Below are 23,534 nucleotides of genomic sequence, written 5' to 3'. Positions count from 1 at the left end.
CGCGATGCACGGCAAAGGTTCCGGGGCCGCGGCAAAATTCCGGTCCAGCCCGGTGCCGGGACGGGTTAGCCGAAACCCCTGAGGATCAGCGAGGACCGCCCGCCCGATCTACCTCCACCACGATCCGCCCGCGCACCTTCCCGGCCAGGATCTCCGCGCCGAGCCGGCCGACTTCCTCCAGGGGGACACGGCTCGTCATGGCGGCGAGCTTGCCCAGATCGAGATCCCGGGCGAGCCGCGCCCAGGCCTCGCGACGCTTCGGCTGTGGGGTGGTGACGCTGTTGATGCCGAGCAGCGAGACGCCGCGGAGGATGAACGGCGCCACCGAGGTCGGCAGATCCATGCCCTGCGCCAACCCGCAGGCGGCGACGGCGCCGTCCGCCTTGGTCATGGCCAGCACGTTGGCGAGCGTCGTGGAGCCGACCGCATCGACCCCCGCGGCCCAGCGCTCCTTGCCGAGCAGCTTGCCGGGCTTCGACAACTCGGCCCGGTCGAGGATCTCCGCAGCGCCGAGGCCCTTCAGGTAGTCGGATTCGCCGTCCCGGCCCGTGGAGGCGATGACGTGCCAGCCCGCCCGCGCGAGGAGGGCCACGGCGACCGAGCCGACGCCTCCGGAGGCGCCGGTGACGATGACCGGGCCGTGCTCCGGCGTCACGCCGTGGGCCTCGAGGGCCATGCAGCACAGCATCGCCGTGTAGCCGGCGGTGCCCACCGCCATGGCCTGCTCGGGCGTGAGCCCCTGGGGTAGCGGCACCAGCCAGTCGCCCTTCACCCGGGCGCGCTGGGCGTAGGCGCCGAGATGCGTCTCGCCGACGCCCCAGCCGGTGAGCACCACCGCGTCACCCGGCTTGTATTCGGGATGGTCCGACGTCTCGACGATCCCCGAGAAATCGATGCCGGGGATCATCGGGAAGCGGCGCACCACCGGCGACGTGCCGGTGAGGGCGAGGCCATCCTTGTAGTTCAGGGTCGAGTGCGTCACCCGCACGGTGACTTCGCCGTCCATCAGGTCGGCGTCGTCGAAGTCCTTGAAGGCGAGGCTCTGGCCGGCCTCGTTCTTCTCGACCACCCAGGCCTTGAACGTCCCCATCGTCACCTCCCGTGTTGCGCGGTGAGGTGTCGCCGGGACGTCCGGAATCAAGCCTTCGCGGCCGGATCAGTACCCCTCGTACCGGCTGCCCGTGTAGAAGCCGAGCCCGACGCCGATATCCGAAGAACTGGCCCCCGTGATGCCGACGGCGTCCGGGATCGAGCCGACCAGCGGGCCACCGTAAGAGGCCGGCCGGTAACCGTAGCTGCCGCCGACCGGCACCCAGCCGGCCCGGGCGGGCGCCACGAGAACCCGGCGGCTGACGCTGGCGTATTCCGGCGGGATCGTCTCGGGGATCGATTGCGCCGGACGGACCAGCACGGTCCGCGTGCGCACGGCGAAGCGCGGCGGCGTGGTGACCCAGCAGCCGATCAGCTCACCGCCGGGACCGCGGCTCGTCTGCCAGTAGCGGCCACCCGGCGAGACCATCACGCGCTCGGACACCGTATCGTAGACCGGCGGCGTGGTCCGGTAGACCGTGCGGGGCGGACGGACCAGCACGTTCTCCTGCACGGTGTCGTAGACCGGCGGCGTGACGACGTGGCGGTAGCATTCGGAGCCGTAACAGCCGCCGGCCTGGGCGGGTGCGGCAAGGAGAACGCCGCCGAGGGCGGCGGCCAGGAGAGCGGTACGAGCGACCGGCGCGGTCATGGAAGTCCTCTGATACGCATTACAACGAGAAGCGGCGCGCAAGCGGCGCTCGTCTCGACGTACCAGAGGCCAGACTCGTTGCCCGGCGCGCAAGCATTATCGGGAACGAAGGTAAAATTAACCCTTGGTTTCGACTGCTTAGTCGTCGCCTACCTAGGTAGCATTGTTCGAATTTTCCACAGTCTCTCTTACGAAGTCAGGCCAGAGCCGCCTCAGGTCTGACCCGCCCGGAGCTGGTAGAAGATGTGCCGGCCGATCACGTCCATCTTGCGCAGGCGGCGCGCCCAGCCCGGACGGACGTAGTCGGCGTGGTAGTGGGTCGCGGCGCCGACCTCGGCGAGGTAGGTCCGGCCCTCGATCACCGAGCGGGCGATGCGGGTCGCCGATTCCCAGGCGCCGGCATCGGTGATGCGCAGGGACTTGCCCTCGCAGGCGAAGGAGAACTGGCAGCCCATGTAGTGGTGCCGGTTCTGGTAGACGACGCCGCAGACGCTCGCCGGGTAGAGGCCGCTCTTCACGCGGTTGAGCACCACCTGGGCGACGGCGGCCTGGCCGGCCTCCGGCTCGCTCCGGGCCTCGAAATAGACCGCCTCGGAGAGGCAGCGCTGCTCCTTGTCGAGGGCGTTCGGGTCGATCAGGTCGGCGTAGCGCCGGCGCGCATCCTCGGGCACCGGCTGGGCGCTGTCCGGGCGCTCCGTGCGGATCGCGAAATCGGGGAGCGCGAGACTTGCCGCGGCGATCTCCACGGGGATCGCGTCCGCGGGCGCCGGCGTGGTGGACGAGAGGGCGATGGCACGGGGCACCGGCGGGGTCGAGCCGTCGAAGCGCTCGGGCCCGCCATCCGCGGTGAGGTCGGCCGTGCCTTCGCCCGTGGAGGCGGCCGTGCCGGCGCCGGTGGTCAGGCCGAGATCGGGCACGGGGACGAAACCGGCCTCCGGCTCGGAATCCGGATCCCAGACCGCAGCCCCCTGCGTCAGCACGCCGGTGACGCTGCCGGTGACGTCGCCGAACACCAGGGCGCCGCCGGGCTCCCGGAGGTTGGCGGCCCGGCGGGCGAAGCTCTCGGCCGGCGGCCGGGTGGGGTTGCCCTTGCCGCCCCGCTGCACCACCGGGAAGACGTGCGCACCGGTCTTGAACACCGTCTGGGGCGGCTCGTCACCGAGGCGGCGCAGGGCGGATCCGATCAGCAGGGTGCCGGGCGGCAGGGGCGGAACGGTCTCGGCATCGATCACCCCGAGCCGGCTCGCCCCGATGGCGTTCTCCGTGCCGGCATCGGCCGTGAACGACACCAGCAGGCCGAGCCCGACCATCCAGGGCGTCATCGCCGCCGAGAGCCAGCGCAGGCTCGATTCCCGTCCTCGTCTCGTGCCCACGACGCCAGACCCGCACTCACGCACCCGAACCGGCCCGATCCTCCCCGTTTCCAGGGTGTTTCTGGGGCCGCTCAGGATTTATCGCGCGGCATGGTTGAGCCTCGGTTAAGTCGGCCGCCGTTCAGGCGTCCCGGTTTGGAGAGCGGCCACGAAAAAGGGCGGCCCGAAGGCCGCCCTTGTCTCTCTCAATCCTGCCTGTCGCCTTATTCGGCGGCGGGCGGAAGCTCCTCGACCGGCATCGCGCCGCTCTCGGTCTGCTTCTGCTGCAGGATCATCGCGTCGCGGCGGCGGGCGATGGAGCGGATGTCCGCCACCATCGACCCGGTGCCGGCCGGGATCAGCGATCCGACGATCACGTTCTCCTTCAGGCCTTCCAGGGTGTCGACCTTGCCGTTGACCGCCGCCTCGGTGAGGACGCGGGTGGTCTCCTGGAACGAGGCCGCCGAGATGAACGACTTCGTCTGCAGCGACGCCTTGGTGATGCCGAGCAGGACCGGAACGCCCTGGATCGGCTTCTTGCCCTCGGCGAGCAGCTTCTCGTTGAACTCGGTCAGCTCCGTCCGGTCGATCTGGTCGCCCGAGAGGATGTCCGAGTCGCCGCCATCGGTCACCTCGACCTTCTGCAGCATCTGACGAACGATCACCTCGATGTGCTTGTCGTTGATCGACACGCCCTGCAGCCGGTAGACCTCCTGGATCTCGTTGACGAGGTAGGCGGCGAGTTCCTCGACGCCCTTGATCGCCAGGATGTCGTGCGGAGCCGGGTTTCCGTCGACGATGTAGTCGCCGAGCTCCACCACGTCCCCGTCCTGCAGGTGGATGTGCTTGCCCTTCGGGATCAGGTACTCGACCGCCTCCGAGCCGTCATGCGGCGTCAGCGTGAGCCGACGCTTGTTCTTGTAGTCGCGGCCGAACGCGATGGTGCCCGACTTCTCGGCGATGATCGCCGCGTCCTTCGGGCGCCGTGCCTCGAACAGCTCCGCCACCCGCGGCAGACCGCCGGTGATGTCGCGGGTCTTGGCCGAGTCGGTCGAGACGCGGGCCAGGATGTCGCCGGCCTTGACCGTCGCGCCCGGATCGAAGCCGATGATGGCGTCGACCGGCAGGAAGTAGCGGGCGTCCGAGCCGCGCGGCAGCTTGAGCGCCTTGCCCTCCCGATCGACCACGACCATCGCGGGCTTCAGGTCCGAGGTCCGGGCCGAGCCGCGCCAGTCGACGACGACGCGCTTGGCGATGCCGGTCGACTCGTCGGTGGTCTCGGTCATGGACTGGCCGTCGACCAGATCCTCGTAGGCCACGAGGCCGTCGACCTCGGTGAGGATCGGACGGGTGTAGGGATCCCACTCGGCGATCCGCTGCCCGCGCTTGATCTTGTCACCCTCGTCGACCCGGAGCTTGGCGCCGTATTGCAGGCGGTGGACCGCCCGCTCGACGCCGTCCGACCCCACGATCACGACCGCCACGTTGCGGCCGGTGGCGATCAGGTCCCCGTCCGTGTTCTTGGCGACGGCGCGGTTGCGGATCTTGATCGTGCCTTCGAAGCTCGACTCGATGAAGGACGAGTCGGCGATCTGGGCCGCACCACCGATGTGGAAGGTGCGCATCGTGAGCTGCGTGCCCGGCTCGCCGATCGACTGGGCCGCGATGACGCCGACGGCCTCGCCCATGTTGACGGGCGTGCCGCGGGCGAGGTCGCGCCCGTAGCAGGTGGCGCAGACGCCGCTCTTGGTGGCGCAGACGAGCACCGAGCGGATCTTCACCTCCTGGATGCCGGCGGCGTTGATCGCCGGCAGGTGCCGCTCCTCGATGGTCTCGCCGGTCTTGACGATCACCGTGCCGTCCGCGGCCACGAGATCCTCGGCCGTGGCGCGGCCCAGGATGCGGGTGGCGAGCGTCGCCACGACCTGACCGGCATCCACGATGGCGCGCATCTTGATGCCGTTGGTCGTGCCGCAATCCACCTCGCGGATGACGGCGTCCTGCGCCACGTCGACGAGGCGGCGGGTCAGGTAGCCGGAGTTGGCGGTCTTCAGGGCGGTGTCGGCCAGGCCCTTACGGGCACCGTGCGTGGAGTTGAAGTACTCCAGAACGTCCAGGCCTTCCTTGAAGTTCGAGATGATCGGGGTCTCGATGATCTCGCCCGACGGCTTGGCCATGAGGCCGCGCATCGCCGCGAGCTGCTTCATCTGGGCGGGCGAACCACGGGCGCCGGAGTGGCTCATCATGTAGATCGAGTTGATCTGCTTGTCGGCGCCGTGCTCGTCCTTCTGGACCGCGGAGATGCGGCCCATCATCTCGGCGGCCAGCTTGTCCGAGCACTTGGCCCAGGCATCCACCACCTTGTTGTACTTCTCGCCCTGCGTGATCAGGCCGTCGTTGTACTGCTGCTCGTAGTCCTTCACGAGCGCGCGGGTCGTGTCGACGATCGACCACTTGTTCTCCGGCACGACCATGTCGTCCTTGCCGAAGGAGATGCCGGCCTTGAACGCGTGGTTGAAGCCGAGCGCCATGATCCGGTCACAGAAGATCACCGACTCCTTCTGACCGCAGTGGCGGTAGACGGTGTCGATCATCGCCGAGATCTCCTTCTTGGTCATCAACTTGTTGACGACCTCGAAGGGCACCTTGGCGTGCTTCGGCAGAGCACCGGACAGGATCACCCGGCCGGGCGTGGTCTCGTAGGTCTTGGTCAGCGGCTGATTGTCCGGGCCGATGCCGGTCCAGCGCCACTTGATCTTGGTGTGCAGCGACACGGCCTTGGCGGCCAGGGCGTGCTCCAGCTCGCCCATGTCGCCGTAGACGCCCTGCATCGGGTTCTTGGCGTTGTCCGCCTTGAACTCGCCCGGCATGCCCTCGGCCACGATCGACAGGTAGTAGAGGCCGAGCACGATGTCCTGCGACGGCACGATGATCGGCTGACCGTTGGCCGGGTGCAGGATGTTGTTGGTCGACATCATGAGGACGCGCGCTTCCAGCTGCGCCTCGAGCGACAGCGGGACATGCACGGCCATCTGGTCGCCGTCGAAGTCGGCGTTGAACGCGGCGCAGACCAGCGGGTGCAGCTGGATCGCCTTGCCCTCGATCAGCTTCGGCTCGAAGGCCTGGATGCCGAGGCGGTGTAGCGTCGGCGCGCGGTTCAGCATCACCGGGTGCTCGCGGATCACCTCATCGAGGATGTCCCAGACCTCCGGCTTCTCCTTTTCGACCAGCTTCTTGGCCTGCTTGACGGTGGCCGAGAAGCCCTTGGCGTCGAGGCGCGCGTAGATGAACGGCTTGAACAGCTCCAGCGCCATCTTCTTGGGCAGACCGCACTGGTGCAGCTTCAGCTCCGGGCCGACCACGATGACCGAGCGGCCCGAATAATCGACGCGCTTGCCGAGCAGGTTCTGGCGGAACCGGCCCTGCTTGCCCTTCAGCATGTCGGCGAGCGACTTCAGCGGACGCTTGTTGGCGCCCGTGATGACGCGGCCGCGGCGGCCGTTGTCGAACAGGGCGTCGACCGCCTCCTGCAGCATCCGCTTCTCGTTGCGGATGATGATGTCGGGCGCGCGCAGCTCGATCAGCCGCTTCAGGCGGTTGTTGCGGTTGATGACGCGGCGGTACAGGTCGTTGAGGTCGGAGGTCGCGAAGCGGCCGCCGTCCAGCGGGACCAGCGGGCGCAGGTCCGGCGGGATCACCGGGACGACCGTGAGGATCATCCATTCCGGCTTGTTGCCGGACATCTGGAAGGCCTCGATGATCTTGAGCCGCTTCAGGAGCTTCTTGGGCTTCAGCTCCGACGTCGTGACCGCGATCTCCTCGCGCAGATCGTTGGCGATCTTGTCGAGGTCGAGCTCCTGCAGGATGCGCCGGATGGCCTCGGCGCCGATCATGGCGGTGAAGCTGTCCTCGCCGTACTCCTCCTGGGCGCGCAGGTACTCCTCCTCCGACAGGAGCTGACGCTCCTTCAGGGGGGTGAGGCCCGGCTCGATGACGCAGTAGGACTCGAAGTACAGGATCCGCTCGAGGTCCTTGAGGGCCATGTCGAGCAGCAGGCCGATGCGCGAGGGCAGCGACTTCAGGAACCAGATATGCGCGACGGGGGCGGCCAGCTCGATATGGCCCATGCGGTCGCGCCGGACGCGCGCGAGGGTGACCTCGACGCCGCACTTCTCACAGATGACGCCCTTGTACTTCATGCGCTTGTACTTGCCGCACAAGCACTCGTAGTCCTTGATCGGCCCGAAGATGCGCGCGCAGAACAGGCCGTCGCGCTCGGGCTTGAAGGTCCGGTAGTTGATGGTCTCGGGCTTCTTGATCTCGCCGTACGACCAGGAGAGGATCTTCTCCGGGGACGAGATCGAGATCTTGATCTGATCGAAGCTGACCGGCGTGGCCTGCTGGTTGAAAAGGTTCATGACCTCTTGGTTCATGATCCGCTCCTTGTTGACGCCGGCAGCCCCGCGCCGGGCCACCGCGTCCTGAAAAAGATCCGGCGCCGCACCCCGCACGGGCGCTGCTCACCGTCGTCGAACCCGGAAGGCCCCTCCCCTCCCCGCTCGACCGTGGCGGCGGGATCCGCCGCCACGGGAGGTGTTTGTGACTGGCTCTACTCGGCCGCGTCGGCCGGCGGCTCCAGCTGATCGTTCGCGGCCTTCTTCGAAGACGTCAGCTCGACGTTGAGGCCGAGCGAGCGCATCTCCTTGACGAGCACGTTGAAGCTCTCGGGGATGCCGGCCTCGAAGGTGTCGTCGCCGCGGACGATCGCCTCGTAGACCTTGGTGCGGCCGGCCACGTCGTCCGACTTCACCGTGAGCATCTCCTGCAGCGTGTAGGCCGCGCCGTAGGCCTCCAGCGCCCAGACCTCCATCTCGCCGAAGCGCTGGCCGCCGAACTGCGCCTTGCCGCCCAGCGGCTGCTGGGTGACGAGCGAGTACGGGCCGATCGAGCGCGCGTGGATCTTGTCGTCCACGAGGTGGTGGAGCTTCAGCATGTAGATGTAGCCCATCGTGACCTTGCGGTCGAAGGGCTCGCCGGTCCGCCCGTCGTAGAGCGTCGACTGCGCCGAGCGGTCCAGCCCGGCCATCTCCAGCATCTGCTCGATGTCGGCTTCCTTGGCGCCGTTGAACACCGGCGTGGCCATCGGCACGCCACGGCGGACGTTGTTGCCGGCCTCGGCCAGCTCCTCGTCCGTCAGCCCGTCGAGCTCGCCCGGGGAGTAGATCGCCTTCATCTCCTCCCGCAGCGGCGCGATGTCCTGCGACTTCAGATAGGCATCCACCGCCTTCGACACCTTGCGACCCAGGCCCGCAGCCGCCCAGCCCAGGTGCGTCTCCAGGATCTGGCCGACGTTCATGCGCGACGGCACGCCCAGCGGGTTGAGCACGATGTCGGCATGCGTCCCGTCCTCCAGGAACGGCATGTCCTCGATCGGCACGATCCGCGACACGACACCCTTGTTGCCGTGACGGCCGGCCATCTTGTCGCCCGGCTGGATCTTGCGCTTCACCGCCACGAAGACCTTGACCATCTTCATGACGCCGGGGGGCAGCTCGTCGCCGCGCTGCAGCTTCTCGACCTTGTCGAGGAAGCGCTGCTCGAGGCGCTTCTTCGACTCGTCGTACTGCTTCTGCATCGCTTCCATCTCGGTCATGAGACGGTCGTCGATGACGGCGAACTGCCACCACTGCGAACGCGGGTAGTCGTTGATCAGCTCGCGGGTGAGCGTCGTGTCCTTCCGGAAGCCCTTCGGGCCGGCCACCGGCGCCTGACCGATCAGCACGTCCGCGAGGCGCGCGTAGGTGTTGCGGTCGAGGATCGCCTGCTCGTCGTCGCGGTCCTTGGCGAGCCGCTCGATCTCCTCGCGCTCGATCGCCTGGGCGCGCTCGTCCTTGTCGACGCCGTGGCGGTTGAACACCCGCACCTCGACGATCGTGCCGGTGACGCCCGGCGGCACCCGCAGCGAGGTGTCGCGCACGTCCGAGGCCTTCTCGCCGAAGATGGCGCGGAGGAGCTTCTCCTCCGGCGTCATCGGGCTCTCGCCCTTCGGGGTGATTTTGCCGACGAGGATGTCGCCCGCATTCACCTCGGCACCGATATAGACGATGCCGGCCTCGTCGAGGTTCTTGAGCGCCTCCTCGGAGACGTTCGGGATGTCGCGGGTGATCTCTTCCGGCCCGAGCTTGGTGTCGCGGGCCATCACCTCGAACTCCTCGATGTGGATCGAGGTGAACACGTCATCCTTCACGATCCGCTCGGAAAGCAGGATCGAGTCCTCGAAGTTGTAGCCGTTCCACGGCATGAACGCGACGAGCACGTTCCGGCCGAGCGCCAGCTCGCCGAACTCGGTCGAGGGACCGTCGGCGATGATCTCGCCCTTCTTCACGAACTCGCCGACGCGGACCAGCGGCTTCTGCGTGATGCAGGTCGACTGGTTGGAGCGCTGGAACTTCTGCAAGCGGTAGATGTCGACGCCGGGCTTGTTGGCGTCGGCCTCCTCGGTGGCGCGGATGACGATACGGGTGGCGTCCACCTGATCGATGATGCCGGCCCGGCGGGCCGCGATGGCGGCGCCGGAATCCCGGGCGACCACCGCCTCCATGCCGGTGCCCACGAACGGGGCGTCGGCGCGGACGAGCGGCACCGCCTGGCGCTGCATGTTCGAGCCCATGAGGGCGCGGTTGGCGTCGTCGTTCTCAAGGAACGGGATCAGCGCCGCGGCGACCGAGACGAGCTGCTTCGGCGACACGTCCATGAGATCGACGCGCTCGGGCCCCACGACGATCACCTCGCCGGCCCGACGGCAGACCACGAGGTCCTCCGTGAGCTTGCGGGCCTCGTCCATCTGGGCGTTGGCCTGAGCGACGTAGTACTTCGCCTCCTCCATGGCCGAGAGGTAGGCGACCTCGTCGGTGACCACGCCGTCGCGGACGCGGCGGAACGGGGTCTCGATGAAGCCGTACTTGTTCACCCGCGCGAAGGTGGCGAGCGAGTTGATCAGACCGATGTTCGGGCCTTCCGGCGTCTCGATCGGGCAGATGCGGCCGTAATGGGTCGGGTGCACGTCGCGCACCTCGAAGCCGGCGCGCTCGCGGGTCAGACCGCCCGGGCCGAGCGCCGACAGGCGGCGCTTGTGCGTCACCTCGGAGAGCGGGTTGGTCTGGTCCATGAACTGCGAGAGCTGCGACGAGCCGAAGAACTCGCGCACGGCCGCGGCGGCGGGCTTCGCGTTGATGAGATCCTGCGGCATGACCGTGTCGATATCGACCTGGCTCATGCGCTCGCGGATCGCGCGCTCCATGCGCAGGAGGCCCAGGCGGTACTGGTTCTCCATGAGCTCGCCCACCGAGCGGACGCGGCGGTTGCCGAGGTGGTCGATGTCGTCGACCTCGCCCTTGCCGTCGCGCAGCTCCACGAGCGCCTTCACCACGGCGAGCATGTCCTCCTTGCGGAGGGTGCGCACGGTGTCGGCGGCGTCGAGGTCGAGGCGCATGTTCATCTTCACGCGGCCGACGGCCGAGAGGTCGTACCGCTCGGAGTCGAAGAACAGCGAGTGGAACATCGCCTCGGCGGTCTCGAGGGTCGGCGGCTCGCCCGGGCGCATGACCCGGTAGATGTCGAACAGCGCGCCCTCGCGGCTGGAGTTCTTGTCCACCGCCAGCGTGTTGCGGATGTAGGGGCCGACATTGACGTGGTCGATGTCGAGCACCGGGAGCTCGGTGATGCCGACATCATCCAGGCTTTTCAGGAGCTTGTCGGTGATCTCCTCGCCGGCCTCGGCCCAGATCTCGCCGGTCTGCGCGTTGACGAGATCCTCGGCCACGTACTGGCCGACGAGATCCTCGTCGGTGGCCTTGAGGAACTTGGTGCCCTTGTCGGTGATCTGACGGGCGTTGCGGGCGTTGAGCTTCTTGCCGGCCTCGAGCACGACCTCGCCGGAATCGGCGTCGATCAGGTCGACGGTGGCCTTCATGCCCTTCATGCGCTCGGCGTCGAAGGGCACGCGCCAGTCGGCGCCGTCGCGGTCATAGACGACCTTGTTGTAGAAGGTCGACAGGATCTCCTCGCCGTCGAGGCCGAGGGCGTAGAGAAGCGACGTCGCCGGCAGCTTGCGCTTCCGGTCGATGCGGACGTGGACGATGTCCTTGGCGTCGAACTCGACGTCGAGCCAGGAGCCCCGGTACGGGATGATGCGGGCGGCGAACAGGAGCTTGCCCGAGGAATGGGTCTTGCCCTTGTCGTGGTCGAAGAACACGCCCGGCGAGCGGTGCATCTGCGAGACGATCACGCGCTCGGTGCCGTTGACGATGAAGGTGCCGTTCTCCGTCATCAGGGGCATGTCGCCCATGTAGACGTCCTGCTCCTTGATGTCCTTGACCGACTTCGCCTGCGTGTCCGGATCGACATCGAACACGATGAGGCGCAGCGTGACCTTCAGCGGGGCCGCGAAGGTGATGCCGCGCTGGCGGCACTCGTCGACATCGTACTTGGGAGCCTCGAAGGTGTAGCGCACGAACTCGAGCAGGGCCGTGGAGGCGAAGTCGGAAATCGGGAACACCGACTTGAACACGCTCTGCAGCCCCTCGTCGGCGCGCCCACCCTCGGGCTCGTCGACCATCAGGAACTGGTCGTAGGACGCCTTCTGAACCTCGATGAGGTTCGGCATCTCGGCAACTTCCTTGATCTTGCCGAAGAACTTCCGAATGCGCTTGCGACCGACCAGCGTGTTGGCCATGTGACCTCGCTCCTACCCGCGTACCTCTCGCCCGGGGAAGCGTTCCCGAAAGGGACCTCCCGCACCGGGCCGCGACGCGCGCCCCGCCGGGCAGCGCCACCGAACCGAAACTTCTCGCCGGTCCCTTCCGGGACCATCCGCCGAAGCGGCCTAAAGCCCGCGGGTGTTGCACCCGCGGGCTCCGGTCACGACAGGCCCGAAGCGGACCTCCGTGGGGTGATGGGCCGGGACCGGCCCATCATCGACTTACTTGAGCTCGATCTTGGCGCCGGCCTTCTCGAGCTGGGCCTTGAGCTTCTCGGCCTCGTCCTTGGCAACGCCTTCCTTGACCGGCTTCGGCGCGCCCTCGACGAGGTCCTTGGCTTCCTTGAGGCCGAGGCCGGTGATCGCGCGGACCTCCTTGATGACCTCGATCTTCTTGTCGCCGGCGGAGGCCAGGACGACCGTGAACTCGGTCTGCTCCTCGACGGCGGCGGCGGCGCCACCGGCAGCCGGGCCGGCGGCAACGGCGACGGCAGCGGCGGCCGAGACGCCCCACTTCTCTTCGAGCATCTTGGCCAGGTCAGCGGCCTCGAGCACGGTCAGCGAGGACAGGTCGTCGACGAGCTTGGCGAGATCAGCCATTTTGAATTCCTCTCAATATCGGTTCGAACGGATGGTTTTTGAAGGGCCTCAGGCGGCCTCGTCCTTCTTGGCATAGGCCCCGAACACGCGGGCGAGCTTGGCCGCCGGCGCGTTGACGACCTGAGCGATCTTCGTCGCGGGAGCCTGCACGAGGCCCACGATCTTGGCGCGCAGTTCGTCGAGGGACGGGAGCGAGGCGAGGGCCTTCACGCCGTCCGGGTTCAGGGCGGTCTTCCCCATTGCGCCGCCGAGGATCACGAGCTTGTCGTTGGCCTTGGCGAAATCGACCGCGACCTTCGCGGCTGCGACCGGGTCGCCGGAATAGGCGAGCAGGGTCGGGCCCTTCAGGAGCGGCTTGATGGAGGCGACGTCCGTGCCATCGAGTGCGATGCCGGCGAGGCTGTTCTTGGCGACCTTCACGGTGGCGCCAGCCTGCTTCATCTGCGAACGCAGCTTCTGCATGTCGGCGACCGTGAGGCCCTTGTAGTGGGCCACGACGACAACGGCGCTCTCACTGAACACGCCGTTGAGCGTCGAGACGAGATCAGCTTTAGCTGTCCGGTCCACTGGGCTCTCTCCGGTTGGCGGAACCCGATCTCGGGTCCGCCGGTTGCACATGCCGCCCGGACGTCATCTCGGCCAAGAGACCGGGAACGTCCGAACGACGCTTCGCGGCCCTGTCCCCGCGCGTGCCCCTGGAGGCCGCCTCGGGCGAGTTGGTTCAAACCGACACCCCTCCGCGGCCGAGGCCTGGGCGAGGCTTTTCGAATTCGGTCTTCCCCGTCTGTGCAGGCTTGGGGGATTAAGCCGGCGAGCCGGCACCTGCAGTCTCGGACAGGACATGGCCGGACAAGGCTCCGCGGGGCTCGTCGCCCCTGGGATCCGTCCGGCCTTTGCCACCCGGTTGCCCGGGCGACATTTCAAGCGGAAACCGGCCGATCGGCCGTCTCCTTCCGTGAGGATGAAATGCGTGAGGCGCGGTGTATAGAGCCTAGCAAGCCGCCTGCCAAGGGCTGAAGCGCGACTTTTCCGCCGCAGGCAAGGACTTGCTGCGGAATCTCCGGGCCTGACCGGCAACCCGCCTCACGCGGCCTCGCGTTCCGGCGCCAGCCTGCGCCGGGCCGATTCCCACCAGCTCCGGTCGCGGGCCGCCTTCGCCTCCGCGGCCTTGGCGGCGTAGAAGGAGGCGTTGTGCTCGCCGCGCAGGGCCTCGCGGGTGAAGCGGATCAGGTGGTGGGCCACGAAGCCCATGTTGAACACCGCCTCGATCTGCCCGCGCTTCAGCGCGTAGCCGGCCGCACTCCAGAACGGCTTGCGGTAATCGGAAAAGATCCCGACCCGGGTGATGATGTTGAACCCCAGGATCAGGCCCCGGCGGAGATTGGTGAAGGTCAGCTTGCCGGCGGTCGGCGTGGTGATGCGGTTCGGGTAGGTCACCGCGCATTGGTGCTTGAAGCGCTCGAAGATCTTCTCCGGCGTATAGGCGTGCGCGATGGCCCGGCGCCAGCTGCCCACCACGGTGTCGTGCGGGCGCTTGAACAGCACGTTCGATTCCAATGCCGCATCATGGACGAGCCGGCCCTCGCGTTCCAGCCGGTCCCAGAGCGGGGTCTTGGGCAGGGCCTGAAGCAGGTTGATGGTCAGCACGGGAATGGCCGAGCGGTCGATGAAGTCGATCAGGTTCTGCTCGGATTTGTCGGTGTCGGAATCGAGGCCCAGGATAATGCCCGAGGTCACCTCCAGCCCGTAGGAATTGAGGGTCTCGATCGCCTCGTACATCGGGACGGCGGCGTTGTGGGTCTTGTCGATGCCCTTGAGGGCCTCGGCCTCCGGGGTCTCGATGCCGACGAACACCGTCATGAAGTTCGCCTGCCGCATCAGCTCGAGGATCTCGGGCTGCTTGGCCATGTTCAGCGTCGCCTCGCAGGCGAACTGGAGCGGGTAGTTGTTCTTCTTCTGCCACGCCACGAGGTGCGGCAGCATCTCGCGAGTCGCCTTGCGGTTGGCGATGAAATTGTCGTCGACGAAGTACACGACGGCCGGATGGCCGGGCTGGCTGATGATGGCGTCGAGCTCGGCGCACATCTGCTCGGGGCTCTTGAGCCGCGGCTGGCGGCCATAGAGCTGCGGGATGTCGCAGAACTCGCAGCGATAGGGGCAGCCCGAGGAGAATTGAAGCGAGCCGATCAGATAGCGCTTGAGCGGTGCGTGGTCGTAGGCCGGGGCCGGGAAGTCGGCGAGCGCGAGCCGGTCCTTCGTCTCCAGCACCACCTGGGCGGGCGGCGGCGCGACATCGGCGTCGAGGCGTGCGACGAGCTGGTCGGTGGCATCGCCGATCTCGCCGACATGGAGATAGTCGAAGTCGCCGTATTTCTCCGGCGCGCCGGAGACCGAGGGACCGCCCAGAACCGTGACCTTGCCGGCGGCCCGGGCACGGTCGCGGATGTCGTGGATCTGCGGTTCCTGGATGTGCATGCCGGAAACGAACACCGCGTCGGCCCAGGCGAACTCGGCCGGGCTCGCGCGGCGGATATTCTCATCGATGAATCTGCATTCCCACGCCTCCGGCATGTAGGCCGCGATCAGCAGCAGCCCCTGCGGCGGCATGAACGCCTTCACCCCGCCCATCAGCGGGTAGGCGTGGGAGAACGTCCCGAAGGACGGCGTGTAGGCGGGAAAGACGCACAGGATGCGTCGCTTGGAGGTGACCGTCAGGGTGCATCGCATGTCGGCCTATCTAGCACAGCCGCGCGCGTTGGCGCCCCCTCTGCCGTTAAGAATGGCGTGAAGGAGAACGGCGCCGCTGTCGCGGCCTGTCGCGTGCCGGGTTCCGGATAGGATCCGCTTCAACCGTCCGGAAAAGGGGTGCGGGTTTATTTCTCACCGGCCCTTCCCGGGCACAGGGCGCGTCAGCGATATGCGACCCGGGATCCAGCACGAGAATCGCCGCGATTCGGCCCCGCCGATCAGATCCGCCGACGGGCCTCGGACGGGACCAGCATGGTCACGCCGTAATCCGGGGCGTTTCCCGGCAAGGTACCCACGCGATGCGCCGGATCGGTCGCCGAGCCCGCGTCGAGCGGGCCGTTCCGGCGGCTCGCCCGACTGTCGCGGCGGGACGGCTGCTCCATCCGCATGCCCGCAACGGAAAACGCCCGGCCGTTTCCGGCCGGGCGCTCTTCAGCATAGACGATTCGCCTTGCCTCAGGCGGTCAGAACCGTGTTCGGCTCGACCTTCACGCCCGGGCCCATCGTCGAGGTGACGGCGATGCGCTGGACGTAGGTGCCCTTGGCGCCCGCGGGCTTCGCCTTGGCGACGGCGTCCGCGAAGGCCTTGATGTTCTCGACGAGCTTGTCGGCGTCGAACGAGACCTTGCCGACGCCGGCATGGACGATGCCGGCCTTCTCGACGCGGAACTCCACCGAGCCGCCCTTGGCGCCGGCGACGGCGCCCTTCACGTCCATGGTGACGGTGCCGACCTTCGGGTTCGGCATCAGGCCGCGCGGGCCCAGCACCTTACCGAGACGGCCGACCAGCGGCATCATGTCCGGGGTCGCGATGCAGCGATCGAACTCGATCTTGCCGCTCTGCACGATCTCCAGCAGGTCCTCGGCACCGACGATGTCGGCACCGGCGGCCTTGGCGTCGTCCGCCTTGGCGCCGCGGGCGAAGACCGCCACGCGCACCGTCCGGCCGGAGCCGTTCGGCAGGTTGCAGACGCCGCGGACCATCTGGTCGGCGTGGCGGGGATCGACGCCGAGGTTCATGGAGACCTCGACGGTCTCGTCGAACTTCGCGGTCGCCCGCTCCTTCACCAGCTTGATCGCCTCGTCGAGGGGATAGAGCTTGGTGACCTCGATGCCCTCGCGGGCGGCGCGGATGCGCTTGCCTTCCTTAGCCATGCTATCCTCCCTCAGGCCGTCACTTCGAGGCCCATGGCCCGGGCGGAGCCGCGGATCATGGCAACGGCCGACTCGATCGAGTCGCAGTTGAGGTCGGGCATCTTCTTCTCGGCGATCTCGCGCAGCTGCGCCTCGGAGATCTTGCCGACGGTCGGGCCCTTGCCCGGGGTCTTGGAACCGGAGGCCGGCTTCTTGCCGAGCTTCAGGCCGACGGCCTTCTTCAGGAAGAAAGTGACCGGGGGCTGCTTCATCTCGAAGGTGAAGGACCGATCCTGATACGCGGTGATGATCACCGGGATCGGGGTGCCCTTCTCCATCTGCGCGGTCTTCGCGTTGAAGGCCTTGCAGAATTCCATGATGTTCAGGCCGCGCTGACCGAGCGCGGGACCGATCGGCGGCGACGGGTTGGCGGCGCCGGCCGGGACCTGAAGCTTCACGTAGCCCGTGATCTTCTTCGCCATGGGACTGCTCCCAATGAGAATCCGCCCCCACGCGGCCTGAAGCGCGGCGGGTCGGACGGTTGCAGGTCGCGGTGCGAGCCGTGGATCCCGGAGGCGAGGCCGGGCGGATCTCCCGCGGATGATGCCCCAGCCTCAGGAGGATGGGGCAAGTTCGCGGCCGCCAAACAGCGACGGCCGGAAGGACGCGGCGGCCTCAGGGCCGCCGAAATCAGGAGGCTCAGGCCTTCTCGACCTGGGCGTATTCGAGCTCCACCGGCGTCGCGCGGCCGAAGATCGACACGGCCACTTTGAGGCGGGAGCGGGCGTCGTCGATCTCCTCGACGGTGCCGTTGAAGCTGGCGAACGGACCGTCGGCGACCCGGACGGTCTCGCCGATCTCGAAGGAGATCGAGGGCTTCGGCCGGTCGACACCCTCGGCGACCTGGCCCTTGATCCGCTCGGCCTCGGCGTCGGGGATCGGAACCGGCTTCGACTTGTCGGCGCCGAGGAAGCCCGTGACCTTCGGGGTGTTCTTGATGAGGTGGTAGACCTCGTCGGTGAGGTCGCACTTCACCAGCACGTAGCCGGGGAAGAACTTACGCTCGGCATCGACCTTCCGGCCGCGGCGGACCTCCACGACCTTCTCGGTCGGGACCATCACCTCGTCGAACAGCTCGGTCAGCCCGCGCTGAGCCGCCTGATCCTTGATGGACTGGGCGACCTTGTTCTCGAAGTTCGAGTAGGCGTGGACGATGTACCAGCGCTTCGACACGGTTCCGTTCAACTCCGACAAGTCCGCGGGGTCTCCCCCGATCGGCGGCGAGCCGCCCTCGTACGCCTCCGACTCAGACGCCCAAAATCAGGCCGACCAGGAAGCGCAGGGCCTGATCCACGACCGTGAAGAACAGGCTCGCGGCCACGACCATCACGAAGACCATGATCGTCGTGATCGTGGTCTCCCGGCGGGTTGGCCACGTGACCTTGCGGGCCTCGTCGCGAACCTGCGCGATGAACTCGCCCGGCGTGGCACGCTTCTGCGGCGCCCGGTTCGGCGTCGCCGGCCGGGCCGGCGGCGGATTCGCGGGACCGCGGGCTGCGCCGCGCACCAGGTCCACCTTCTTGGTCGCTTCGTTCGATGCCATGGCGCCAGTATCTGTGCGTGTTCGGCCCCGAGGCAGAGACCGCATCCGGGAATGCGAATGTCGGCGCCGAGGACCCGGATGGGCCTGCACCGACGGTCGCTTCAGATCTCGGATTGCGCCCGCTCTAGCGCAACTCCCCCGGCTTGTCGACCGGGCCACCGCGCGGGATCGGGCTGAATGTCTGGCAGGAGTGGAGGGACTCGAACCCGCAACCTCCGGTTTTGGAGACCGGCGCTCTGACCAGTTGAGCTACACTCCTAGCGCACCGCCCAATGCCTCATCGCGGCGCGGCTTGCAAGAGGTTCGCCGCCGATCGCCGCGCATCACCGGCCGTGATCCGCCCGCTCGGCGGCGGTCAGGGGCCGTAGCCCGCCCCGGTCGAAGCGGAACAGCTCGTCGCTGCGGCCGTAGGGGCCGGCGCGCATCTGCGTGGTGGCCTCTGCGGCCAGCTCGCGCCGCGCAGGGCTGTCGGCGGGCCACGCCATGAGCAGATTGCGGGTCGGCCCGGTCAGCGTGATGCCGTCGGCCTTCAGCGCCTTGCGGATCTCCTCGAGCCAATCCGGCACGAGCAAACGCGCGAGGGCGTAATTGTCGCCCTCCCTGGCGAGGGCGGCGACGGGCGTGCGGTCCGCGACGACGAGCTGGAACGGCACATCCTTGGAGGCCTCCGCGAGGTTCCGCACCGCCGTGGCTTCCACCACGGCAGGATCGACGTGCCAGCCGGCGATCATCTCGCGGGTGACGTACTGGTAGCGCCTGGACTCGTCGAGCACGTAGACGACGTGCAGCGTCTCGGAGAACCGGCGATGCGCGAGCTGCGGGTTCTGCTGAAGGATCTCATCCGGCACCAGCTGCACGCGCAGGCGGCCCTTGATCGCCGCGAAATCCCCCGGCTCCGGCGCAGGGCCGGCCTTGGCGAAGGCGAGGCCGAGGAATTCGTCGACCTCCTGCCGGCGCTCGGCCTCGGTGAGGCCGCGGACATGCTGGTGGAGGTTGGTGAGATCGAGCGTCTGGGTGCCGATGCCGAGCTGCGCCGGATCGGCATTGAGGTCGATCGGCACGTCCGGTCGACGGATCCGGATCTGCTTGATCACCGCGTCGCGAAAGCGGCCGTCGCTCAGGTCGTCCGCCCGCGCGCCGACCGGCAGGAACACGGAGCCAACACAGATCAGGGCCAGCAATCGTGCGGCCCACCGAGCGGAATCTCCGAACATCCGAGTCTCCCCCAAGACAAGGCGGAGACAAAACAAAACAACGCCGGCACCCCGTCAAGACGGAGGCCGGCGCGAGTCACATCGAAGTCGATGGCCTGAGCCCTGACGCACCCCCGTGGTCTAGAGACGACCACGGACCATCCGCCAGATGACGGCGCGAGACCGGCGCGTCGTCTGTCGCGACGCGCCGGCCCTGCTCGAGCTCAATCGTTGATGGCGGCGACGACGCCGGCACCGACGGTGCGGCCGCCCTCGCGGATGGCGAAGCGCAGCTTCTCCTCCATGGCCACCGGCACGATCAGCGCCACGTCCATGGTCACGTTGTCGCCCGGCATCACCATCTCGGTGCCCTCGGGCAGCGTGCAGATCCCGGTCACGTCGGTGGTGCGGAAGTAGAACTGCGGCCGGTAGTTGGTGAAGAACGGCGTGTGGCGGCCGCCCTCTTCCTTGGTCAGGATGTAGGCCTCGGCCTTGAACTTGGCGTGCGGCTTCACCGAACCCGGCTTGCACACGACCTGGCCGCGCTCCACGTCCTCGCGCTTCGTGCCGCGCAGCAGCACGCCGACGTTGTCGCCCGCCTGGCCCTGGTCGAGCAGCTTGCGGAACATCTCCACGCCCGTGACCGTCGTGGTCTGCGTGTCGCGGATGCCGACGATCTCCACCGTCTCGCCGACCTTGACGATGCCGCGCTCGACGCGACCCGTCACCACCGTGCCGCGGCCCGAGATCGAGAACACGTCCTCGATCGGCATCAGGAACGGCAGGTCGATCGGACGCTCCGGCTGCGGGATGTAGGCATCCACCGTCGCCATCAGCGCCAGCACCGCCTCCTTGCCGATCTTCGGCTCCTTGTCCTCGAGCGCCATCAGCGCCGAGCCCTTGGTGATCGGGATGTCGTCGCCGGGGAAGTCGTACTTCGACAGGAGCTCGCGCACCTCCAGCTCGACCAGCTCCAGGAGCTCCTCGTCGTCGACCATGTCGACCTTGTTGAGGAACACCACCAGCGCCGGAACGCCGACCTGGCGCGCCAGAAGGATGTGCTCGCGGGTCTGCGGCATCGGGCCGTCGGCCGCCGAAACCACCAGGATCGCGCCGTCCATCTGCGCCGCGCCCGTGATCATGTTCTTCACGTAGTCGGCGTGCCCGGGGCAATCCACGTGCGCGTAGTGACGGTTCTGCGTCTCGTACTCCACGTGCGCCGTCGAGATCGTGATCCCGCGCGCCTTCTCCTCCGGAGCCTTGTCGATCTGGTCGTAGGCCGTGAACGTCGCCCCGCCCGTCTCCGCCAGAACCTTCGTGATCGCCGCCGTCAACGACGTCTTGCCGTGGTCAACGTGACCAATCGTGCCGATGTTGCAGTGCGGCTTGGTGCGGGAGAACTTTTCCTTGCCCATGATTCCCATTCCTGCGGCGGGGACCACACAAGGGCCCCGAATCCTGGTCAGCCGCCCCGAAGCTCGGACAGGGGCGAAAAACGCGGTCCGCTTAGAGGGTCGGCCGCCAGGGATCAAGCTCCGCGGCGCGCGGGCGCCCGACGACCGGCTCTGCTGTCAAGCCGCGGCCATGAGTCTTGAACGCCGAAACATCAATCACAGGCAGTATCCACGCCGCTTTCGCGCCACAGTGTGGCTTCGCGGGCATAGCGGGATCCGTGCGGCCGAGCTTAAGTGGGGACAACAACGCATCACCTCGGACCCCCCGCCATGATGAAGAAGTTCCTCCTCGCCACCGCCGCGACGGCGCTGGTCACGACGGCCGCTTCGGCCGCCGACCTGCCGCGCCGGGCCGCGCCGCCGCCGGTCTTCACGCCGGTGCCGGTCTTCACCTGGACGGGCTTCTACGCCGGTCTCGAGTCCGCCTACACCTTCACGGATCGTGAGCGCATCACCACGGTCGGCGTCCAGCCGGGCAACGCCACCAATGTGGCCCTCGGCCGCCGTCCGTTCCTGACCTCGACCACGCAGGACGGCTTCGCCAACATCGGCGGCACCGCCGGCTACAACTACCAGTTCACGCCGGGCTCCGGCATCGTCGTCGGTCTCGCCAACAGCATCGACTGGACCGACATCACCAAGAACCGCGTCGTCCTCGGCACCGGCAACGTCGCCGGCGGCCCGCCGAACATCAGCCAGTTCCGCCAGAGCCTCGACTGGCTCGGCACCCTCACGGGCCGCGTCGGCTACGCCTTCGACCGCGTTCTGGTCTACGGGATGGGCGGCCTCGCCTACGGCAACGTGTTCCACGACGCCAACTTCTACACCCCGGGCGGCCGCCTGCAGTTCGCCGGCCGCTACGACGACTTCAAGGTCGGCTACGCCTACGGCGGCGGCATCGAGTTCGCCCTGCCCACCGACAGCTTCCTGAACACCTTCGCGCTCGGCCGCTACATCGGCATCAAGTACGACGCCATCACGGTGAAGGCCGAGTACCTGCACTACGACCTCGGCAGCCAGAACGTGCTCGTCGGCGCGGTCCCGGGTGTCGGCAACGGCGCGTACATCTCGCGCTTCCGCACCGAGGGCAGCATCGTTCGCGCCGGCTTCAACTACAAGTTCGGCGGCCTCTGAGACCGACGGCGCCGGGGCTTCCCCGGCCGAGACCAACAAGGGCGGGTGCCGATATCGGCACCCGCCCTTTTTCGTTGCTCCGGCGCGATCGGGGCATCGGCCGGCGCGACCCGGCCGTCGCACCCGGCGTGCGACGAAGATGTCCCGTCAGCAAGCGCGCAGATGCGCGACGAGCCGCGACGCGGCGTCGCCCGGGGAGCCGGTGTTGAGAATCGTCAGATCCGCGACGACGTCGCCCTCCCGGGCGAGACGCGCGGCGAGGTCGCCGTCCTGCGGCCGGCCCCGGGCGGCGATACGCTGCGCCAGGATCTCGGGCGGCGCGGTGACTTCGACGACGCTCACCCGCGGGCAGGTCCTCCGCGCCTCCGCGACGATGCGGCGCGAGACGTTGCAGATCACCACCTGACCGTCGGCGGCGCGCCTTCCGGCCTCCGCCGGGAGGGCGTAGCCGAGGCCATGGGCGCGCCAGCTCAAGGTGAAGCGGCCGGCCGCGCAGCCATCCGCGAAGGCAGCCTCGTCGATCTCGTCGTTGTCCTCGTCCGCCGAGGGTGGCCGGGTCACGAGACGCCGCGGGAAGACGTAGCGCGGATCGTCCGCGAGGGCCGCCCGGGCCAGCCGGATCAGCGTGTCCTTGCCGGCGCCGCTCGGGCCGACCACGAGGACGAGGCAGCCCGGCATCAGGCGACCCGCCGGCCGGCGCGCCAGACCTCGCGGACGACCGGCACGCCCTCGGCCCGCTGCACGCGCACGAGATCGGCCCGCAGCCCGGGCGCCAGGGCGCCTCGGTCGGTGAGCCCGGTGGCGCGGGCGGGATTCGCCGTGACGGTGGCCAGCGCCTCGGGCAGCGTGATCGACGGTGCCTGCTCGGGCAGCAGGAAGGCCGCCATCAAGAGGCTCGCCGGCACGTAGTCCGACGAGAGGATGTCGAGGTGCCCGGCCTCGGCCAGCGCCAGGGCGGCGACGTTGCCGGAATGCGAGCCGCCGCGGATCAGGTTCGGCGCGCCCATCATCACGGTGATGCCCTGGCGGTGCGCGGCCTCGGCCGCCTCCAGGGTGGTGGGAAACTCGGCCAGCCGCACGCCTTCGCCGACCGCGAGGTCGACATCCGCCAGGGTGGTGTCGTCGTGGCTCGCCAGCGGGATCCCCATCTCGCGGGCGAACTGGACCAGGGCCGGCCGGTTCTTCGCATTCAGCGACCGACCGTCGCGGATCTTGCGCTCGGTGTTGGCGCGGATCTCCTCCATGGGACGGCCGCCGCGCGTGGCGTAGGTGTAGTACTTCTCCATGTCGCGGAACTGCCGCTGGCCGGGGGTGTGGTCCATCAGCGAGATCAGCCCCACCGGGTAGCGGGCCGTGAAGGTTGCCACCGTGTCGAGCACATCCGTGGAGGGCAATTCGCAGCGCAGATGCGTGAAGTGCTCGGCTCGGAACAGGTCGCCGGCCCGCGCGGCGGCGATGGCGCCGGCGAGCTGCTCCAGCTCGGAGCCGAGGCCGCTGCCGTCCGGGTCGCTGCCGGCGCGGAGCGAATCGAACACCGTGGTGATGCCCGAGGCGGTGATCTGCGCGTCGTAGGCGAGCACCGCGCCGAGCGGATGCCAGCGGACCTTGGGGCGCGGCGCGTAGTGGCTCTCCAGATGGTCGGTGTGCAGCTCGATCAGCCCGGGGATCAGGTAATCGCCGCCGCAATCGAGGCCGCGCGCGGGCGCCCGGCCCTCGCCGATCTCGATGATCGCCCCGTCGGAGACGGCGAGCCAGCCGCGCTGCACCCGGTCGGGCAGGACCAGGGTCGCGTTCTCGAGGATGAAGTCGTCCATCGT

17 protein-coding genes and 1 tRNA gene are annotated in these 23,534 nt (G+C 68.2%); 1 reads left to right on the top strand and 17 read right to left on the bottom strand.

Features of this window, described 5'->3' with window-relative positions; all coding sequences use genetic code 11:
* Positions 1-85: 85 nt before the first annotated feature.
* The 15 genes from ABC766_RS20225 to tuf form a co-directional block, all read right to left on the bottom strand.
* A complete protein-coding gene (locus tag ABC766_RS20225) occupies positions 86-1,090 on the bottom strand; it encodes an MDR family oxidoreductase (protein ID WP_345819344.1) in 1,005 nt (334 codons plus the stop codon).
* A gap of 66 nt (positions 1,091-1,156) precedes the next feature.
* Positions 1,157-1,741 carry a hypothetical protein gene (locus ABC766_RS20220; protein WP_053609929.1) on the bottom strand — a complete coding sequence of 195 codons (585 nt, stop codon included), beginning with the start codon at positions 1,739-1,741 and terminating at the stop codon, positions 1,157-1,159.
* A gap of 212 nt (positions 1,742-1,953) precedes the next feature.
* Positions 1,954-3,051 (bottom strand): cell wall hydrolase, encoded by a 1,098-nt coding sequence (locus ABC766_RS20215; RefSeq protein WP_043348328.1) that lies wholly within the window; start codon positions 3,049-3,051, stop codon positions 1,954-1,956.
* Between the two features lie 266 nt (positions 3,052-3,317).
* Positions 3,318-7,526, bottom strand: coding sequence for a DNA-directed RNA polymerase subunit beta' (gene rpoC, locus ABC766_RS20210; protein ID WP_043385733.1), 4,209 nt, complete (start codon positions 7,524-7,526; stop codon positions 3,318-3,320).
* Between the two features lie 176 nt (positions 7,527-7,702).
* A complete protein-coding gene (rpoB, locus tag ABC766_RS20205; RefSeq protein ID WP_345819343.1) occupies positions 7,703-11,827 on the bottom strand; it encodes a DNA-directed RNA polymerase subunit beta in 4,125 nt (1,374 codons plus the stop codon).
* Positions 11,828-12,073: 246 nt separating this feature from the next.
* Positions 12,074-12,451: a 50S ribosomal protein L7/L12 gene (gene rplL / locus ABC766_RS20200; protein ID WP_012320773.1), complete on the bottom strand. Its 378-nt coding sequence runs from the start codon at positions 12,449-12,451 to the stop codon at positions 12,074-12,076.
* Between the two features lie 48 nt (positions 12,452-12,499).
* Positions 12,500-13,018, bottom strand: a complete 519-nt coding sequence (gene rplJ, locus ABC766_RS20195; RefSeq protein ID WP_043348291.1) for a 50S ribosomal protein L10 — start codon at positions 13,016-13,018, stop codon at positions 12,500-12,502.
* A gap of 516 nt (positions 13,019-13,534) precedes the next feature.
* The gene (locus ABC766_RS20190; protein ID WP_043348289.1) at positions 13,535-15,178 is read right to left on the bottom strand and encodes a B12-binding domain-containing radical SAM protein; all 1,644 of its coding nucleotides are present in this window, start codon (positions 15,176-15,178) and stop codon (positions 13,535-13,537) included.
* A gap of 477 nt (positions 15,179-15,655) precedes the next feature.
* On the bottom strand, positions 15,656-16,354 hold the full coding sequence (rplA, locus tag ABC766_RS20185; protein WP_043348287.1) for a 50S ribosomal protein L1: 699 nt from the start codon (positions 16,352-16,354) through the stop codon (positions 15,656-15,658).
* A gap of 11 nt (positions 16,355-16,365) precedes the next feature.
* Positions 16,366-16,815, bottom strand: a complete 450-nt coding sequence (rplK, locus tag ABC766_RS20180; protein ID WP_043348285.1) for a 50S ribosomal protein L11 — start codon at positions 16,813-16,815, stop codon at positions 16,366-16,368.
* A gap of 217 nt (positions 16,816-17,032) precedes the next feature.
* On the bottom strand, positions 17,033-17,566 hold the full coding sequence (gene nusG / locus ABC766_RS20175) for a transcription termination/antitermination protein NusG (protein ID WP_012320778.1): 534 nt from the start codon (positions 17,564-17,566) through the stop codon (positions 17,033-17,035).
* A gap of 73 nt (positions 17,567-17,639) precedes the next feature.
* Positions 17,640-17,936, bottom strand: a complete 297-nt coding sequence (gene secE, locus ABC766_RS20170) for a preprotein translocase subunit SecE (RefSeq protein WP_043348282.1) — start codon at positions 17,934-17,936, stop codon at positions 17,640-17,642.
* A 182-nt stretch (positions 17,937-18,118) separates the two neighbouring features.
* A tRNA-Trp gene (locus ABC766_RS20165) sits at positions 18,119-18,195 on the bottom strand.
* Between the two features lie 64 nt (positions 18,196-18,259).
* Positions 18,260-19,150, bottom strand: a complete 891-nt coding sequence (locus tag ABC766_RS20160; protein ID WP_345819342.1) for a hypothetical protein — start codon at positions 19,148-19,150, stop codon at positions 18,260-18,262.
* A gap of 203 nt (positions 19,151-19,353) precedes the next feature.
* A complete protein-coding gene (gene tuf / locus ABC766_RS20155) occupies positions 19,354-20,544 on the bottom strand; it encodes an elongation factor Tu (protein WP_345819341.1) in 1,191 nt (396 codons plus the stop codon).
* A gap of 309 nt (positions 20,545-20,853) precedes the next feature.
* On the opposite strand from tuf, the gene ABC766_RS20150 reads away from it, so the two are divergent.
* A complete protein-coding gene (locus ABC766_RS20150; protein ID WP_043351243.1) occupies positions 20,854-21,717 on the top strand; it encodes an outer membrane protein in 864 nt (287 codons plus the stop codon).
* A 147-nt stretch (positions 21,718-21,864) separates the two neighbouring features.
* Here ABC766_RS20150 and phnN read toward each other — a convergent pair whose 3' ends face one another.
* On the bottom strand, positions 21,865-22,395 hold the full coding sequence (gene phnN, locus ABC766_RS20145) for a phosphonate metabolism protein/1,5-bisphosphokinase (PRPP-forming) PhnN (RefSeq protein ID WP_193376701.1): 531 nt from the start codon (positions 22,393-22,395) through the stop codon (positions 21,865-21,867).
* Complete coding sequence (locus ABC766_RS20140; protein ID WP_043351241.1) at positions 22,395-23,531, bottom strand: alpha-D-ribose 1-methylphosphonate 5-triphosphate diphosphatase; 1,137 nt, start codon at positions 23,529-23,531, stop codon at positions 22,395-22,397. Before ABC766_RS20140 ends, phnN begins: the two co-directional genes overlap by 1 nt.
* Positions 23,532-23,534 lie beyond the last annotated feature (3 nt).

The organism is Methylobacterium fujisawaense, from assembly GCF_039619325.1.
In the GTDB taxonomy this organism is placed as follows: Bacteria; Pseudomonadota; Alphaproteobacteria; order Rhizobiales; family Beijerinckiaceae; genus Methylobacterium; species Methylobacterium fujisawaense.
Note: the sequence above shows the minus strand (reverse complement) of the source record. Positions and strands in the feature narration are given on the sequence as shown.

Bases quoted from the DNA above. Each gene is read 5' to 3' on its own strand.
- rpoC (WP_043385733.1), bottom strand. From the start codon at position 7,526: ATGAACCAAGAGGTCATGAACCTTTTCAACCAGCAGGCCACGCCGGTC.
- tuf (WP_345819341.1), bottom strand. From the start codon at position 20,544: ATGGGCAAGGAAAAGTTCTCCCGCACCAAGCCGCACTGCAACATCGGC.
- rpoB (WP_345819343.1), bottom strand. From the start codon at position 11,827: ATGGCCAACACGCTGGTCGGTCGCAAGCGCATTCGGAAGTTCTTCGGC.
- ABC766_RS20190 (WP_043348289.1), bottom strand. From the start codon at position 15,178: ATGCGATGCACCCTGACGGTCACCTCCAAGCGACGCATCCTGTGCGTC.
- ABC766_RS20215 (WP_043348328.1), bottom strand. From the start codon at position 3,051: ATGGTCGGGCTCGGCCTGCTGGTGTCGTTCACGGCCGATGCCGGCACG.
- ABC766_RS20225 (WP_345819344.1), bottom strand. From the start codon at position 1,090: ATGGGGACGTTCAAGGCCTGGGTGGTCGAGAAGAACGAGGCCGGCCAG.
- secE (WP_043348282.1), bottom strand. From the start codon at position 17,936: ATGGCATCGAACGAAGCGACCAAGAAGGTGGACCTGGTGCGCGGCGCA.
- ABC766_RS20160 (WP_345819342.1), bottom strand. From the start codon at position 19,150: ATGTTCGGAGATTCCGCTCGGTGGGCCGCACGATTGCTGGCCCTGATC.
- rplA (WP_043348287.1), bottom strand. From the start codon at position 16,354: ATGGCTAAGGAAGGCAAGCGCATCCGCGCCGCCCGCGAGGGCATCGAG.
- ABC766_RS20150 (WP_043351243.1), top strand. From the start codon at position 20,854: ATGATGAAGAAGTTCCTCCTCGCCACCGCCGCGACGGCGCTGGTCACG.
- ABC766_RS20140 (WP_043351241.1), bottom strand. From the start codon at position 23,531: ATGGACGACTTCATCCTCGAGAACGCGACCCTGGTCCTGCCCGACCGG.
- ABC766_RS20220 (WP_053609929.1), bottom strand. From the start codon at position 1,741: ATGACCGCGCCGGTCGCTCGTACCGCTCTCCTGGCCGCCGCCCTCGGC.
- rplL (WP_012320773.1), bottom strand. From the start codon at position 12,451: ATGGCTGATCTCGCCAAGCTCGTCGACGACCTGTCCTCGCTGACCGTG.
- rplK (WP_043348285.1), bottom strand. From the start codon at position 16,815: ATGGCGAAGAAGATCACGGGCTACGTGAAGCTTCAGGTCCCGGCCGGC.
- phnN (WP_193376701.1), bottom strand. From the start codon at position 22,395: ATGCCGGGCTGCCTCGTCCTCGTGGTCGGCCCGAGCGGCGCCGGCAAG.